At 62.3% G+C, this 14,894-nt stretch carries 14 protein-coding genes; 8 read left to right on the forward strand and 6 right to left on the reverse strand.

Annotated features, from left to right (window positions below):
• Positions 1-9: 9 nt before the first annotated feature.
• From ABIB44_RS01475 to ABIB44_RS01490, 4 genes are all read left to right on the forward strand, one after another.
• On the forward strand, positions 10-630 hold the full coding sequence (locus ABIB44_RS01475) for a hypothetical protein (protein WP_354582846.1): 621 nt from the start codon (positions 10-12) through the stop codon (positions 628-630).
• 58 nt (positions 631-688) lie between these two features.
• Entirely contained in the window at positions 689-1,297 is a 609-nt protein-coding gene (locus tag ABIB44_RS01480) for a DUF4920 domain-containing protein (RefSeq protein ID WP_354582847.1), read from the forward strand.
• A gap of 143 nt (positions 1,298-1,440) precedes the next feature.
• Complete coding sequence (ligA, locus tag ABIB44_RS01485) at positions 1,441-3,558, forward strand: NAD-dependent DNA ligase LigA (RefSeq protein WP_354582848.1); 2,118 nt, start codon at positions 1,441-1,443, stop codon at positions 3,556-3,558.
• 234 nt (positions 3,559-3,792) lie between these two features.
• The gene (locus tag ABIB44_RS01490; protein ID WP_354582849.1) at positions 3,793-4,317 is read left to right on the forward strand and encodes a hypothetical protein; all 525 of its coding nucleotides are present in this window, start codon (positions 3,793-3,795) and stop codon (positions 4,315-4,317) included.
• Between the two features lie 100 nt (positions 4,318-4,417).
• Here the strand turns inward: ABIB44_RS01490 and fahA are convergent, their stop codons facing one another.
• From fahA to ABIB44_RS01505, 3 genes are all read right to left on the reverse strand, one after another.
• On the reverse strand, positions 4,418-5,704 hold the full coding sequence (fahA, locus tag ABIB44_RS01495; protein ID WP_354582850.1) for a fumarylacetoacetase: 1,287 nt from the start codon (positions 5,702-5,704) through the stop codon (positions 4,418-4,420).
• Positions 5,705-5,884: 180 nt separating this feature from the next.
• Entirely contained in the window at positions 5,885-6,100 is a 216-nt protein-coding gene (locus ABIB44_RS01500) for a NifU family protein (protein ID WP_198069023.1), read from the reverse strand.
• A 49-nt stretch (positions 6,101-6,149) separates the two neighbouring features.
• Positions 6,150-7,253 carry an Mrp/NBP35 family ATP-binding protein gene (locus tag ABIB44_RS01505; RefSeq protein WP_354582851.1) on the reverse strand — a complete coding sequence of 368 codons (1,104 nt, stop codon included), beginning with the start codon at positions 7,251-7,253 and terminating at the stop codon, positions 6,150-6,152.
• Positions 7,254-7,437: 184 nt separating this feature from the next.
• Between ABIB44_RS01505 and ABIB44_RS01510 the strand changes: the two genes are divergently transcribed.
• Positions 7,438-7,734: a hypothetical protein gene (locus ABIB44_RS01510; RefSeq protein WP_354582852.1), complete on the forward strand. Its 297-nt coding sequence runs from the start codon at positions 7,438-7,440 to the stop codon at positions 7,732-7,734.
• A 12-nt stretch (positions 7,735-7,746) separates the two neighbouring features.
• On the opposite strand, the gene ABIB44_RS01515 is transcribed toward ABIB44_RS01510, so the two are convergent.
• Both ABIB44_RS01515 and ABIB44_RS01520 read right to left on the reverse strand, forming a co-directional pair.
• Complete coding sequence (locus ABIB44_RS01515) at positions 7,747-8,496, reverse strand: phosphatase PAP2 family protein (protein WP_354582853.1); 750 nt, start codon at positions 8,494-8,496, stop codon at positions 7,747-7,749.
• A gap of 421 nt (positions 8,497-8,917) precedes the next feature.
• A complete protein-coding gene (locus ABIB44_RS01520; protein ID WP_354582854.1) occupies positions 8,918-10,195 on the reverse strand; it encodes an asparagine synthetase B in 1,278 nt (425 codons plus the stop codon).
• Between the two features lie 212 nt (positions 10,196-10,407).
• Here ABIB44_RS01520 and ABIB44_RS01525 point away from each other — a divergent pair, with 212 nt between their 5' ends.
• From ABIB44_RS01525 to ABIB44_RS01535, 3 genes are all read left to right on the forward strand, one after another.
• The gene (locus tag ABIB44_RS01525; protein WP_354582855.1) at positions 10,408-11,646 is read left to right on the forward strand and encodes an ABC transporter permease; all 1,239 of its coding nucleotides are present in this window, start codon (positions 10,408-10,410) and stop codon (positions 11,644-11,646) included.
• A gap of 84 nt (positions 11,647-11,730) precedes the next feature.
• On the forward strand, positions 11,731-12,561 hold the full coding sequence (locus ABIB44_RS01530; protein ID WP_354582856.1) for a hypothetical protein: 831 nt from the start codon (positions 11,731-11,733) through the stop codon (positions 12,559-12,561).
• Positions 12,562-12,619: 58 nt separating this feature from the next.
• The gene (locus tag ABIB44_RS01535; protein ID WP_354582857.1) at positions 12,620-13,549 is read left to right on the forward strand and encodes a hypothetical protein; all 930 of its coding nucleotides are present in this window, start codon (positions 12,620-12,622) and stop codon (positions 13,547-13,549) included.
• Here ABIB44_RS01535 and mtaB read toward each other — a convergent pair.
• A complete protein-coding gene (gene mtaB, locus ABIB44_RS01540; protein WP_354582858.1) occupies positions 13,546-14,880 on the reverse strand; it encodes a tRNA (N(6)-L-threonylcarbamoyladenosine(37)-C(2))-methylthiotransferase MtaB in 1,335 nt (444 codons plus the stop codon). The two genes, ABIB44_RS01535 and mtaB, sit on opposite strands and share 4 nt — an antisense overlap.
• Positions 14,881-14,894: the final 14 nt, after the last annotated feature.

The following is a 14,894-nucleotide window of genomic DNA, read 5'->3' on the forward strand; positions in this document are numbered from 1 at the left end:
TTCTCCCATATGAAAGCCCCATTTTTTAAGATTTCGAGCCTGGCCTTGCTGGTAGCCAGCTGCTCACTTCAACTCACTTCGTGCGTCAGCACTGAGCGCGAGGCCAGTACTTCGACCAAGGACCCGCGTGCTACCTACACGCCGCCACCCGCCGGCAGCCGTACCCGCATCAACGGCAAAACTGTGCTCAACACGGTGCGCGCCAGCCACGCTTTTTCCGACCCTAACAGCAACGATAATTTCGTGTTGCAGCTGCGTGGCGAGCGGGTGCTCACCAGTCAGGCCCACTTCATTGTGACCAATAACATGGGCGACACCATTCGGCACGAGGTGCTGCCCGCCCGCGCCCTGCTCAGCCACGCCGATGCCGGCCTGGCCCGCTCGGCCAGCGTGCGCGACCAGGAAATAGCCATTTTGCAGGGAATGAATTCGTTTTTTACGCCCAGCCGCTTCGCGCAGCCCGCCGTACCCGCCGGCACTGCGCAGCCCGCCGAGTTGGATGCCAAAACCTGGACCACCCTGCGCGACGACCCCACCGCCGTGGGTTTCGACTACACTGGTGCCGGTGGGGCCGAGCGCCGCATGGCCTACTCGCAGAAGCTGGGCAAGGCTGTCGTTATCAGCCAATAATCTGTTTTTGAGTTAAGTCCGGTCGTCTGGAACCAACTCGTACTTTTTTGCTAAATCCATGAAATTCCTCGTTTCTTTCGCCATTGTCCTCGTTTTGATTCTGGCTTATTTCCGCTTGTTTCCCTCTGCACCCATCAACCCCGTACTGCCCATCGAGCAGGGCCAGCAGGAGGTGAACGGCCATAATGCCGACGTACCTAAAGGCGCGGGGGCGATGGCTCCCGCCGCCGAGGGCGAAGACGAAGAAGCCGGAGTTGCGGTAGCCCCGGCCATTCCCGGCCAGACCTACGGCGCGGCTGTTACCTCCGCTGGGGCGCTGCCCATGAGCGCGCTGCCCGTGGCCCTCGGCCAGCGCGACTCGGCCCAGGTGAAGCTGGTAGGCAAGGCTTCGGCCGTGTGCCAGGCCCGCGGCTGCTGGATGACCCTGCCCACCGCCGACGGCCAGGAAATGCGCGTCCGGTTCCGCGACTACGGCTTTTTTGTGCCCAAGGACTTGAGCGGCCACGAAGTAGTGGTAAGCGGCTGGGCCTACCGCAGCACCGTGCCCAAAAACGAGTTGCAGCACTACGCCCAGGATGCCGGCAAAACCGACCAGGAAATAGCCGCCATCACGCAGGATGAGCAACAGCTCACTTTTTTGGCCGATGGCGTGCGGGTGCTAAACTAGCCTTTATCCGCTGAGCCTGAAACCGCTGCCAAAGCCGCCCCCCGGGCGGCTTTTTTTGTGGCCGTGCGTGTTTTGATGGGTTGCCGTAGCTTGCAGGCTCAGTCCGATTGCCCCACCGCAGTGCCGCGCCCGGCACCCTTGCCATGCCCGAAAACTCAACCATTCAATCTCAGATGCAGGCCCTCGCCGAGCGCCTGCATCACCTTAATCATCAGTATTATCAGCTTGATATTTCGGAAGTTACGGACCAGGAGTTTGACCAGCTCTTGGCCGAGCTGCAAGTACTCGAAGTTGCCTACCCAGACCTAGCCCTGCCCAACTCGCCCACCCGGCGCGTGGGCGGCACCATTACCAAGCAGTTTCCCACGGCCGAGCACCGCTTTCCCATGCTCAGCCTGGGCAACACCTACTCCGAAGACGACCTGCGCGAGTTCGATGAGCGGGTGCAGAAGGGCCTGGAGGGCGCGCCCTACGCCTACGTCTGCGAGCTGAAAATTGACGGCGTGGCCATGAGCCTGCGCTACGAGCACGGCCAGCTCACGCAAGGCGTGACGCGCGGCGATGGCACCCGGGGCGACGTGGTCACGGCCAACGTACGCACCATCAAAACCCTGCCGCTGGCCCTGCGCCCCGGTTCCGACCAGCCCGATGACTTCGAGGTGCGCGGCGAAATATTCCTGCCGCTGCCCGTGTTCGATGAGCTGAACGCCGAGCGTGAGCAGAATGGCGAGGCCCTGCTGGCCAACCCGCGCAATGCCGCCAGCGGTACCCTCAAGCTACAGAATTCGGCCCAGGTGGCGGCCCGCAAGCTGCGTTTCTACGCGTACTCGCTCCTCACGCCCGGCCGCCACTTCGCCAGCCACAGCGCCGCCCTCGAAGCCCTGAGCCAGTACGGCCTGCCCGTTTCCGACACTTGGCGGCGGGCTTCCACCATGGAGGAGGTTCTCGAATTTGTGCATTATTGGGCCAAAAAACGCTTCGAATTGCCCGTGGCCACCGATGGCATCGTGATTAAAGTCGATAACCTGCGCCAGCAGGACCAGCTGGGCTACACCGCCAAAAGCCCGCGTTGGGCCATTGCCTATAAGTACCCGGCCGAAGCCGCCCGCACCCGCCTGAACGACGTGCTGTACAACGTGGGCCGCACGGGGGCCGTTACGCCGGTAGCTGTGCTCACGCCCGTGGCGCTGGCCGGCACCGTCGTTAAGCGGGCCACGCTGCACAACGCCAATCAAATAGAGCTGCTCGACCTGCGCCTCGGCGATACGGTGTACGTGGAGAAAGGCGGCGAAATCATTCCCAAAATCACCGGCGTCGACCTGGCCGCCCGGCCCGTCGATGCCGTTCCCATCGAGTACCCCACGGCCTGCCCGGCCTGCGGCACCCCGCTGGTGCGCCCCGAGGGCGAGGCCCATTTCCGCTGCCCGAACGAGCGCGGCTGCCCGCCCCAGCTCAAGGCCCGGCTCGAACACTACGTGAGCCGGAAAGCGCTCAACATTGACGGATTAGGGGCCGAAACGGTGGGGCGTTTTTTCGACCTGGAAATAGTGCGCACCCCGGCCGACATCTACGACCTGCCCGCCCGCCGGCCCGAGCTGGTGACGCTGGAGCGCCTGGGCGAAAAGAGCATCGACAACCTGCTGGCCGGCATTGAGGCCAGCAAGCAAGTGCCGTTTCCACGGGTGTTGTTTGGCATGGGTATCCGCTACGTGGGCGAAACCGTGGCTCAGAAGCTGGCCGCCCACTACCGCAGCATTGACGCACTAATGGTCGCTTCGGCCGAAGACATGGCCGCCGTGCCCGAAGTAGGCGGCGTGATTGCCGAGGCCGCCGCCCACTGGTTTCAGCAGCCCGAAAACCGCGAGCTGATTGAGCGCCTGCGCCGGGCCGGCGTGCAGCTGGAGGTTACCGGCGAAGCCCCCGTGCCCGCCTCTGACCGGCTGGCCGGCCTCACGTTCGTTCTCTCGGGCGTGTTCGAGCATCACAGCCGCGAGGAGCTGCAGCAGCTCATTACCTCCAACGGGGGTAAAATCACGGGCTCCATCAGCAAAAAGCTGAGCTACCTGGTGGCCGGCGACAACATGGGGCCCGCCAAGCGTGAGAAAGCCCTGGGCTTCAAGGTGCCCATCATCTCAGAAACCGAGCTGATGGCCCTGTTGCCCGGTACCGAGCCGGAAACTGCCGGACCGGTGGCTCCGGGCGAAGCGTTAGGGGTGGTTCTGCCAGTTGCCGGGCCGGGGCAGCAAGGCTCCCTATTTTAAGCGCAGGCCTGCTTCATGATATCTTAAGTTGGTGCCGGCGAGATAGCCGGTGCCGATTCACATGAGCTTTAGGCTTATTTCGCTACCGTTGGCCTTGTCGTGGATTGAGGCTGGCCAGAAACACGATTTTGCTGCGAAAAATATTTTATCTTAGAGGGAAACTGCGAAAGGAATTCGGCCGGCTTTTTGTCTATCGGCCCGAATCAACGACCTTTGCCTTTTATATCCCACCCAATGCGAGCTTATCTTTTTATTTGTTGCCTGGCTATTCTAGCGGTGCTCACGGTGCCGGCGCATGCGCAATGCATTGCCCTGAGCGACCTGCTGGCTATTGGGGCCGACCCCATGGCACAGTCCTCGGGCAAAGTCGTGACCGACCATGTCTCGGTCGATTGGACTTTCGTAGGGGCCACGCCGGCGGCTAAAGATGCTTCCTGGGCGTTTACCCCGGCGGGCGCATCAGCCCCTACGGCCCGCATGTTGGTGCGCCCCCAACGGCCCGGCCAGGATGTGGTATTTAAAACCACCCAAGCCAGCTGCCTGCGCGACCTGCGCTCCGAACTCAAAGCCCGCAAGCTCGTTGCCCAGCCCGTTACTTGCCCCAGCTGCGAAGCCGTGCGCTACCAATCTGCCGATTTCGACGTGACGCTTTACAGCCAGATGAAGGGGGAGTTTCCCTTTGTGGTAGTGGTGCACCAAGTGCCGGCGGGCCTGCCGCCGCCCGCCCCGGCAGCAGCAGCCGGCAGCAAAAACCCCTGATGCTTCTTTCATTTTTAGTCCGGTCCCCAACAAAAAGTCCCGCTGCAAACCAGCGGGACTTTTTGTTGGGGACCGGACTTGATTAAAATTGCGAGGTTACTCAGAGTGCCGGCAACACCGTGCCGCGCACCTCCCCGAAGCCGATGCGTACGCCGTCCTTCGTGGCGTGGCCGCGCATCGTTACCGTGTCGCCATCCAGCAGAAACTTACGCTCCGCGCCATCGGGCAGGACCAAGGGGCGGGTTCCGCGCCAGGCCAGTTCCAGCATCGAGCCCAGCGAGTCGGGAGTGGTGCCCGAGATAGTGCCCGAGGCGCAGAGGTCGCCGGCTTCGAGGTTGCAGCCGTTGGAGGTATGGTGGGCCAGCTGCTGGGCCATGCTCCAGTACATGAGGCCAAAATTGCTGCGGCTGATAATGATTTCGGTGCCGGCCTCGGGGGTGAGGGCTACTTCGAGGTGCACGTCGAAATTGTGGCTGCCGCTTTGGGCCAGATAGGGCAGCGGGGCTGGCTCCTGCACCGGGCCCGCCACGCGGAAGGGCTCCAACGCATCGAGCGTAACCACCCACGGTGCCACGCTGCTGCCGAAGCTCTTGCCCAGAAATGGCCCCAGTGGCACGTATTCCCAGCTTTGCAGGTCGCGGGCGCTCCAGTCGTTGAACAGGCAGAGGCCGAAAATATGCGCTTCGGCGTCATCAATACTTACCGGCGCACCCAGCTCATTGCCACTACCGACTACGAAAGCCATTTCCAATTCAAAGTCGAGTTGGCGGCTGGGGCCGAACGTGGGCACGGCTTCATCGGGGGACTTGCGCTGGCCGCTGGGCCGCCGCACGGGCGTACCCGAGGCTACAATGCTGCTGGTGCGCCCGTGGTAGCCAATGGGCAGCCAGCGCCAGTTGGGCAGCAGCGCATTGGCCGGGTCGCGGAACATGATGCCCACGTTAGTGGCGTGCTCGATGCTGCTGTAGAAATCGGTGTAGTTGGCTGGTTTCACGGGGCGCAGCATCTGCACTTCCGTCTGGCGCAGCAGGCAGGCATGCACGGCTTCTTCGTGGTCGCGCAGGCGGGGCTCATCGTGGCGCAGCAGTTCGCTTACGCGCTCGCGCACGGCCCGCCAGGCGGGCCGGCCCAGCCGCAGAAAGGCGTTCAGCGAGCGGCGACGAAACACTTTGGGCTGGGCATCGGCCAGCTCAGTCAGGTCTTGGAAGAAGCCCAGCTGACTGGCCGCGTACAAATCGAGCACGTAGCCACCAATGGCCACGGCCAGGCGCGGGCCGCGCTCCTCGGTTTCAAACACGCCAAACGGCAGGTTCTGGATGGGAAAGTCGCTGTCGGGGCGAATGTCAATCCAGGAGCGGAGGGTGGGCGAGTTCAGCGCGTTGGGCATAAGGGAATGGGTTGGAAGGGGAAAGGGCAGGCGGATGAGGCTAGAAAAATGTCATGCTGAGCGCAGCCGAAGCATCTCGCGTGTGGAAGTAACTCAATTGAATGGATTACTGCCCCGAGCGAGATGCTTCGGCTGCGCTCAGCATGACGTTCTCTTCGTGGAGGGCAGCAGCGGAAAAGCCTATCGCGCCTCCACGGCCGTGATTTCGGGTACCGCCTTTTTCACGGTGTCCTCCAGGCCGGCGCGTGTCATGGGCGACATGGGACAGGCCCCGCAGGCCCCTTCCCATTCGAGCTGGAGCACGCCTTCGGGGGTGATGTTGGCTACGCGCACGTTGCCGCCGTCGGTGGCCAGGTAGGGGCGCAGAGTGTTTAGCGCGGCCTCGATACGGGGCATCAGCGGGTGGTCGAAGACGGGGACGGGGGTTAGGTTTTCCACGGGTAGGTTAGGGATTCATCTGCACGACGGCCGTTTTTGGGGCCACGTTGTTGCGAATACTTACTTGCCGGGCCACGGCCTCGGCCAGGTCGGCAAAAAGCTTGCCCACCGCCGACTCGGGGTCGAGCACGGCCGGCCGGCCCTGGTCGCCGTTTTCACGGATGCTCTGCACCAGCGGCAACTGGCCCAGCAGTGGCACGTCGTGGCGGGTGGCCAGCTCGCGGCCGCCGTTTTCGCCAAAAATAAAGTACTTGTTATCGGGCAGCTCGGCCGGCGTAAACCAAGCCATGTTCTCGACCACGCCCAACACGGGCACGTTAATTTGCGGCTGTCGAAACATCTGCAAGCCCTTCTGGGCGTCGGCCAGCGCCACTTTCTGCGGCGTGGTCACAATCACGGCCCCGGTTACGGGCACGGTTTGCACCAGCGTGAGGTGGATGTCGGAGGTGCCGGGCGGCAGGTCGAGCAACAGGTAGTCGAGCTCGCCCCAGTCCACTTCGGTGATAAACTGCTTGAGCGCCGACGAAGCCATTGGTCCGCGCCACACAATGGCGCTTTCGGCCGGGGCCAGAAAGCCAATGCTCATCAGCTTCACCCCGTATTTTTCGATGGGCTGAATCAGGTTCTTGCCGTTTGGGCCCTGGAAGACGTGCGGGGCCTGGTCTTCAACGTCGAACATGACGGGCATGCTGGGCCCGGAAATATCGGCATCAACCAATCCGACTTTGGCCCCGGTAGCGGCCAGGGCCACTGCCAGGTTGGCCGCCACGGTGCTTTTGCCCACCCCGCCCTTGCCCGAAGCAATGGCGATGATGTTCTTCACGCCGGGCAGCAGGTCGCCCCGGTTGTTGCGCAGCGTGGTCACGCGCGAGGTCATCGTAATCACCACGTTGGCTTCCTTGTCAACCATCGTGTGGATGGCGCGTTCGCAGGCATCGTGAATAAGCTGCTTGAGCGGGCAGGCGGGCGTGGTGAGCACCACGGTAAAGGCCACGGTGAGGCCGGTTATCTCGATGTCCTCAATCATGTTGAGCGTGACGAGGTCCTGCCCAAGGTCGGGCTCTTCCACGTAGCTCAGGGCTTTGAGAACGGCTTCTTTAGTAATTGTCATGGGCGAAAGAGTGTGCCGAAAACCGGCTGGACACAAAGATAACCCCGGAAGCGGCGGCCGGGTTAGCACCTCAACGGGAAAATGCCGGGCGGCCCGAGCCGGATATTGCCAATAATTCGCAATATTTACTGATGATGGTCCGCGCTTTCCCGCCCCTTATCATCTTTTTCTGCATTTTTTTGTCATGCCACACCTCGACACCCCCCATCCCAGCTACAAAGAGCCTGAAGGCCCGGCCAGCGCAGCCGATGAAATAGAAACTCTGGTTGTGCTGGAATGGGCCGTGCCCACCGCCGCCAAAGTTCCGGCCCCGCGCCAGCGCGTTCCCATTGCTACCATTACCGTGCGGCCCGCTTCCATTACCAGCACCGTAGCAGCCCAAGTCATCATCGAGCTGCGGGCCAACAACACCGTGCTGCCTACCCGGTGGTGCACCACGGCCACCCTCACGGCCGGCCCGGTGGCCCGGATGACCCGTTAGCAGTGCTGCTGCTTACAATTGCAGCGCCATGGCCAACCCGCCGCCCTGGCCCGCCGAGTAGGTAGGCACTACCAGCAGCTTCGTGCTCAGCTTGGTGGGCAATAGCCGCACCAGTACCGGGTACACGCGCCACACGGTTTCGGCCGCCATAAAGCCGATGCCGGCCCCGGCCAGCACGTCGGTGGCCCAGTGCTTGTTGCCGAGTACGCGCATGGTGCCGGTAGCGGTGGCCACGGCGTAGCCGGCCACGCTCACCAGCGGATACTGGCGGCCATACTGCTCGTGCAGCAGCGTGGCCGTGAGGAAAGCCTGGGAGGTGTGCGACGATGGAAACGAGGTGAGGTCGCGCGGGTCGTAGGGGCGAGGCTCGGCGCTCAGGCGCTTGAGGTTGCTCACCACCCCTTCGTCGAGCTCGTGGGCCAGCAGGTAGATGAGGGTGAAGCTCACGGCCGGGCGCGCACCGGGATGCCCGGTAGCCATCAGGCCGTAGGCGATGGCCAAGGGTACGTGCCGGGTATAGTCGTCGATGCCGTGGGCATCGAGGGTGCCAAAAGCTTCCTGCGTTTCGGCCTGCATGTCGAGCTTGGCCTGATACATAATTTGGTTGAAGCGGGGACTGTGGGCCAGCACGCCCACGCCCACCAGCACCGACGGTACGGCAATGCGCCACGCCACGGCCCGCCCCGGGTGACGCGGTGCGGGCGACGCCCCCGAATCGGGCGCAGCCAGGAAAGCCTGGGCGAAGCCGGCGAGGCTAAACACCCCCATCAGAAAAGTAAGAATAAGCTTCCGGTACACGGTTCTCGAACGGCTAGTGGGTAGAGTCCTGAAATTTACAACTTATGGGTGCTACGGCCAAACCGTTCTGGCGCTGGTCGCCCGTTAGCAGCTGAAATAGCCGGTACGCTCGACAAAACGAGGACCTAGTGCAGATTACAAGATGGTACACGGGGTGTAAAGGCGCGACCCTTTGCGTCCCTACATTCAACGATTCGCACATGAGGCGATACCAAGCTTAGCATCCCCACATCCCGTACATGAACCTGAAAAATGCGTTAGTACCGCAAGCAAACCCGAGTGGCAGGGCAGGAGGCATTCAGTAGCTGACGGCCGATGGGCACCGCCATTCAACAAAAAAGCCCCGGCTACTTTCATAGTCGGGGCACTGCTGGGCAGCGGGACCTTAGGTTTTCTGCTTCTTCTTTTTGGCCGCCGGAAACAGAATGTTGTTCAGAATCAGGCGGTAGCCGGGCGAGTTGGGGTGCAGGGCCAAGTCGGTGGGCTCTTCGCCCACGAGGTGCTGGTAGTCTTCGGGGTCGTGGCCGCCATAAAAGGTCCAGGTGCCCTTGCCCAGCGTGCCGTGGATGTAGCGGGCCTCGCCGGTCTGTTTGGTTTCGCCCATCACAATCACATCCGACTTAATGAGGCTTTTGCGGAAGGCCGTGGTCTGGCCCATGAAGCCGTGGATGGTTTTGTCGTGGTTCTGGCAGAGCATGGTGGGCACCGGGTCGTACTTAGCCGAGTAGGTGAAAAGCGAGAAATAATCATTCTGCTCGCCCAGGCCGCGCTCATTGGGCTGCATGTCGATACTGGAATACTCGTACTGATAAGGGTTGCGCTCGAGCTGGAAATTCTGAAAGGCCAGGCACCGGTTGAAATTGAGCTTGGACTGCGCGGCGGGGTCGGCCGGGTCGCCATCGTACATGGTTTCCACCATATCGATGCCCAAGCCGGCCAGGGCAATGTCGTACGAGTCAGTAGCCGAGCACATGGCGAACAGGAAACCGCCCCCGGCAATAAATTCCTGCATTTTGGTGGCCACCGTGCCCTTCATCACGCTCACCTTGGCGAAGCCGTTGCGCTTGGCGGCGGCTTCGGCATCGCGCACCTGCTGCTGGTACCAGGGGTAGTTGCGGTAGGTGGCGTAAAACTTGCCGTACTCGCCCGTGAAATCCTCGTGGTGCAGGTGCAGCCAGTCGTATTTGGGCAGCTCGCCCTTCAGCACCTCATCGTCGTAAATCTGGGTGTAGGGGATTTCGGCGTAGGCGAGCACCATCGTTACGGCATCGTCCCAGGGTTGCTTGCCCTTGGGCGTGTACACCGCTATTTTGGGCACCTTCTCCAGCTTCATCACGTCCATGTTGGCGTTGGGCTCGGCAATTTCCTGGAGAATGCTGGTGTACTGGGCTTCGCTGATAACCTGGTAGCTCACGCCGCGCACGGCCAGCTCGTTCTCGGCACCGGCCCCGGTCTCAAAGGCGAAGGCCCCGCCCCGGTAGTTGAGCAGCCAGTCGACGGGCACCTCGCGCTGGAGCAGCCAGAAGGCCACCCCATAGGCTTTCAGGCACTCCTTCTGGGTGTTATCCATCGGGATGAGGACGTGGTTGGCGCGGGCAGCCGGCGCGGCGGCGAGGCCGGCGCTGGCCACGAGCAAAAACAGGATAAGACGTTTCAGCAGCATCGTTTTTAGTCCAAAGAGTTGCCCTGCCTCAACGAGGTTGCGACTCGGGTGGTTCAAGTTAAGGAGCGGCCGCCGAACTTTGAGGTTGCCTCAGGGGGCGGGCTCGCAAATTGGTTCCGCAGCCTTCCTGAGGAGGAGCGTGTCCTTTTCGCTGCTTACCCGCCATCTTTGGGCGAACACGCGGCAAACCCTGCGTGCTAGTGCACCTATCCATGAGCTCTCTCGAAAACATCCGCGAAGCCTTTCGCTCCATCCGGGCCAATTTGTTGCGCACCATTCTCACGGCCCTTATTCTCAGCATTGGCCTGTTTGCGCTGGTGGGCATTCTGACCGGTATCGATGCGATGAAAAATTCGCTCTCCGACACTTTCGCCAGCCTCGGGGCCAACTCCTTCGACCTTCACGCCAAGGGCTACACCAATCGGTTTCAGCGGGGCGGGGTGCAGGCCAAACGCTACCCCCCCATCGATTTTTTGCAGGCCAAGCGCTACAAGGCCGCCATGGGCGACCAGGCGCAGGTGGGCCTGTCGGCCTTTGTTGCCGGGGCTGTCGAGATGAAAGCCAATGGCACCAAAACCAATCCCAACATGCAGGTGGTGGCCGGCGATGAGAATTACCTGAAAATCCAGGGCTATAACCTGGCTGCCGGGCGCACTTTCTCGCAGGCCGAGCTGAATAGCGGGGCCAACGTGCTGATTGTTGGCGATGAAATCCGGGCCAAGCTGTTCCCGAAAGTGCCGCCCGTGGGACGCTACGTTAACGCCCTGGGCCGTCGTTTCCTCATCGTGGGCCTGCTCGAAAAAAGCGGCAGTGGGGCTGGCGGCGGCGGTTCCGACCGCCTGGCCCTGCTGCCGCTGGAAGCCGGCAACCAGCTGCCCCGCCAGCGCGCCCTCACCTTCGACGTGAAAACGGCCACCGACAAGCCCGCCGCGCTCGATTTTTTGATGGGCCAGGCCACCGGCATCATGCGCGCCGTGCGCCAGGATAAGCTGGGCCAGGAAGACAGCTTCGTGGCCGAAAGCAGCGAGTCGCTGGTGAAGGACCTGGATGCCATTTCGGGCAAGATGAAAGTCGGCGGCAGCATCATTGCCTTCGTCACGCTGCTCGGGGCCAGCATCGCCCTCATGAATATAATGCTGGTGTCGGTGACGGAGCGCACCCGCGAAATCGGGATTCGCAAGGCCCTGGGGGCCACGGCCAAGCAAATCCGGTTTCAGTTTTTGATGGAAGCCATCGTGATTTGCCTGATTGGCGGTGGTCTGGGCATTCTGCTCGGCGTAATGGGCGGCAACGCGGTGGCCAGTTTCGTGGGTTCGGGCGCGTTTCTGGTGCCCTGGGGCTGGATGGTCGTCGGGCTGGTTATCTGCGTGGGCGTGGGCATGGCCTCGGGCTACTACCCTGCCAGCAAAGCCGCCGCGCTCGACCCCATCGATTCGCTGCGCTACGAGTAGGAGCGGGGCCGACGTGGGTTTATGGCCCCGGAGCTAGTATATTTCTGCTTCGCAAATCAGTTATTCCAGCAGTCCGCAATCTACATGAAGGGTTTTTTCGCACGCCGCAGTGCTATGCCGGGGATGTTGCTGGCGGCGTGGCTGGTGCGTGCCACCTTCCCCGCTGTTGCGCAAACACCTGCTCTTGGCCGCGCCGAAATCTTTGCCGTGCTGGGTGCGGGCAAAGGCGCGCAATTCAGCTTGCCGCAGGTTCGGCTGGCTGATGAGTTAGCGGCTGAACGGATTAACCGCGCCATTGCCCGCGCCGTGGTGAGCGCCGCCGACGCGCCAGTTGATACCACGGTGGCCTTGGCACGGCAGTTGCGCCAGATTGCCAGCCAGCCGTGCTGCCTGCGCGGAGGGCGTTTCCAGACTTTGCTGAACCAGGGCTCGCTGCTTTCGCTGAAACTAACGCTGGAGATTAACGGCGCTTACTACTACGAGCGGCCTGTGTACTTGGTGTTCGACCTAAGCACCGGACAGCGCCTGACGCTGGCGGCGCTGATAGCCGACCCGCCCGCGCAGCTGGCCCGGCGACTTGAAGGGGCCGTGAACCGCCGCATCGGAGAGTTTTTGGGTGATACCGCGACGGGTGAGCACGCTGGTCGGTCCGACTTGGCCGCGCGGTTCGGCTGGGATTTTACCACGCGGCGAGTGCGCTTTTCCACTGCCGACGCGCTCACCGGAATTCCCGCGCCCGACCTTGGCGAATTTGCACTGACGCCTCACACGCTGCTGTTGTTCTATCGGGTAGGGCTGCCGGCCACCATGCTCGCCGATACCCCCGACGATACTTACCGCTTTCCCTACGCCCGCCTGCAAACCCGGGGCCGCTTGGCTGAACTCGTGCTCAAAAGTTCATCGGGAGGGCGCTAAGCGCATCGGGTTACGATAAAGTTATACATTTGCACAAGCACTCATTTGTGCAAATGCCATGGCCGCTTCCGTTCCCGTTGTTGCCGCTGCGTCCATCGACCAGCGCTTTGCCCAGCTCATTCAGCAGTTTGGGCTCACCAAAAACAGCTTCGCCATCTCGCTGGGCAAAACGGCCAGTGTGGTGCAGCACCTGATTGATGGCCGCAACAAGCCCGGCTTCGACCTCATGTGCAAGGTGTTTGAGATTTACCCAAATGTATCCAGAGACTGGTTGCTGCTGGGTCGTGGGCCCATGCTGGTTGGTAGCAATGGCCTGAACGGCCCCAGCGTGGCTGCCGCGCAGCCCGCTGCTCCAGAGCCCGATTTCGAGCCCATCGACCTGACCGACGTGGCACCCCGCGCGGCCCGCCGCCCCACCGTCAGCCGCCTGCACCCCGAGGAAATCGCCGCCACTTTAGCCCTGGCTACCGCCGTGGTGGCGGGCCCGCCCGCTGTGGCCAGCAGTGCCGTGGCCGGGATACCCGGAGCAGATGAGCCCGCAACCCGCAACCCAGTGCTGCCGCTTGTTTCAGGCTCGGCACCACTTGCCGAGGCCGCAGCCCAGGAAGCTCCGGCAGCGGTAGCCCCAGCCTCCGCGCAACGACCGGCGCGACCATTCCGGGCAGGGTCCATATCGGCCACCCGCCAACCCGCCAATACCCTGGCTGCCGCTGCACCGGCAACCGCACCACTGTCTGTTCTGGAGGCTGAAATTCCGGCTCCGGCTCGGCCCGTCGCTGATGGCACTTCCATGCCGGTTGCACCATTAGTTAGTCCGCTGCTCGTGCCTGCGCCAACCAGCAGCCTCGAAGCTTACGTGGCGGCAGCTATTCATGCCCAACATCTTCAGCACCAGCTGGCATTGGCCGAGCTACGCAATCAGCATCTGCTAGAGCAGCAGCAAATGCTGCGCGAGATGCTGGCCATGGCGCGGCAAAGCATGGTTTAGGCGAAAACACCTATCTCTTCGGCTTCCATTATGCCCTTCGGATTCACCGCGGTGAGGCGCAGGGTTTTGCGCTCGCCCACCAGCAGTGGGTCATATTTCACGGCCACCCGAATGTAGTTGGGCGTGAAGCCTTCCATCATTCCGTCGGTTACATCATCTTCAAACAGTACTTCCGTTTCGAGGCCCAGGTGCTGCTCGTAGAAGTAGCGTTTTTTCTTTTCGGAGAGGCTACGCAGCTGGGTGGTGCGCTCGTGGCGCACCCGGTCGGCCACGCGGCCGGGCAGGGTGGGTGCGTGGGTATCGGGCCGCTCCGAGTACGGAAACACGTGCAGGTAGCTGATGGGCAGTTCGTTCAGGAAGTTGTAGGTGTCTAAAAAATCCGCCTCGGACTCGCCCGGGAAGCCCACAATCACATCTACCCCAATGCAGGCGTGCGGCATCAGCTCTTTGATGCGGGCCACCCGGCTGGCGTAGAGCGCCCGGCGGTAGCGGCGGCGCATCAGGCCCAGAATTTTGTCGGAACCGCTTTGCAGCGGGATGTGAAAGTGCGGCATGAAGCGCGCCGACGCGGCCACGGTTTCGAGCACGCCATCGGTGAGCAGGTTGGGCTCGCAACTGCTGATGCGGAAGCGGCGAATGCCCGCCACCCCGTCGAGGGCCTGCACCAGTTGGGTAAAATTCTCCAGCCGCTCGCGCTCGGGGCCCTGCAAGCCAAAATCGCCCAGGTTCACACCCGTGAGCACGATTTCCTGCACGCCGGTGGTGGCCAGCGCCTCGGCCCGGGCCACCACGCTAGCCACGCTGCCCGAGCGGCTGCCGCCCCGCGCCAGCGGAATGGTGCAGAACGAACAGGTGTAGTCGCAGCCGTCCTGCACCTTCAGGAAGGTGCGGGTGCGGTCGCCAAACGAATGAGCGGCCACGAACTCGGTGGCTTCACTAATGGGCGAGGCGTGCACGGCCCCGGGCTGGCCCGGCGCAGGCTTCTGGAAATCGGCCAGAATTTCCACCAGCTGAAATTTTTCAGCCGCGCCCAGCACCGCGCTCACCCCCGGGATGGTGGCAATTTCCTGCGGCTTGAGCTGGGCGTAGCAACCCACGATGGCTACAAAAGCGTCGGGATTGTGCTTGAGGGCCTGCTGCACCACCTTGCGGCACTTGCGGTCGGCATGGTCCGTCACGGAGCAGGTATTGATAACGTAGAGGTCGGCTCCGGCTTCGAAGGGTACTTTGGCAAATCCTTTTTCCTCGAATTGCCGGCCGATGGCCGAGGTTTCGGAAAAGTTGAGCTTGCAGCCGAGCGTGTATAAGGCAACGGATTGGGGAGTAGGCATGGCGGGCGCAAAGG

Source organism: Hymenobacter sp. UYCo722, assembly GCF_040547115.1.
In the GTDB taxonomy this organism is placed as follows: Bacteria; Bacteroidota; Bacteroidia; order Cytophagales; family Hymenobacteraceae; genus Hymenobacter.

Excerpts from the sequence above, each read along its gene's own strand:
- ABIB44_RS01475 (WP_354582846.1), top strand. The coding sequence starts at position 10 with ATGAAAGCCCCATTTTTTAAGATTTCGAGCCTGGCCTTGCTGGTAGCC.
- ABIB44_RS01480 (WP_354582847.1), top strand. The coding sequence starts at position 689 with ATGAAATTCCTCGTTTCTTTCGCCATTGTCCTCGTTTTGATTCTGGCT.
- ligA (WP_354582848.1), top strand. The coding sequence starts at position 1,441 with ATGCCCGAAAACTCAACCATTCAATCTCAGATGCAGGCCCTCGCCGAG.
- ABIB44_RS01490 (WP_354582849.1), top strand. The coding sequence starts at position 3,793 with ATGCGAGCTTATCTTTTTATTTGTTGCCTGGCTATTCTAGCGGTGCTC.
- fahA (WP_354582850.1), bottom strand. The coding sequence starts at position 5,704 with ATGCCCAACGCGCTGAACTCGCCCACCCTCCGCTCCTGGATTGACATT.
- ABIB44_RS01500 (WP_198069023.1), bottom strand. The coding sequence starts at position 6,100 with ATGCCCCGTATCGAGGCCGCGCTAAACACTCTGCGCCCCTACCTGGCC.
- ABIB44_RS01505 (WP_354582851.1), bottom strand. The coding sequence starts at position 7,253 with ATGACAATTACTAAAGAAGCCGTTCTCAAAGCCCTGAGCTACGTGGAA.
- ABIB44_RS01510 (WP_354582852.1), top strand. The coding sequence starts at position 7,438 with ATGCCACACCTCGACACCCCCCATCCCAGCTACAAAGAGCCTGAAGGC.
- ABIB44_RS01520 (WP_354582854.1), bottom strand. The coding sequence starts at position 10,195 with ATGCTGCTGAAACGTCTTATCCTGTTTTTGCTCGTGGCCAGCGCCGGC.
- ABIB44_RS01525 (WP_354582855.1), top strand. The coding sequence starts at position 10,408 with ATGAGCTCTCTCGAAAACATCCGCGAAGCCTTTCGCTCCATCCGGGCC.
- ABIB44_RS01530 (WP_354582856.1), top strand. The coding sequence starts at position 11,731 with ATGAAGGGTTTTTTCGCACGCCGCAGTGCTATGCCGGGGATGTTGCTG.
- ABIB44_RS01535 (WP_354582857.1), top strand. The coding sequence starts at position 12,620 with ATGGCCGCTTCCGTTCCCGTTGTTGCCGCTGCGTCCATCGACCAGCGC.
- mtaB (WP_354582858.1), bottom strand. The coding sequence starts at position 14,880 with ATGCCTACTCCCCAATCCGTTGCCTTATACACGCTCGGCTGCAAGCTC.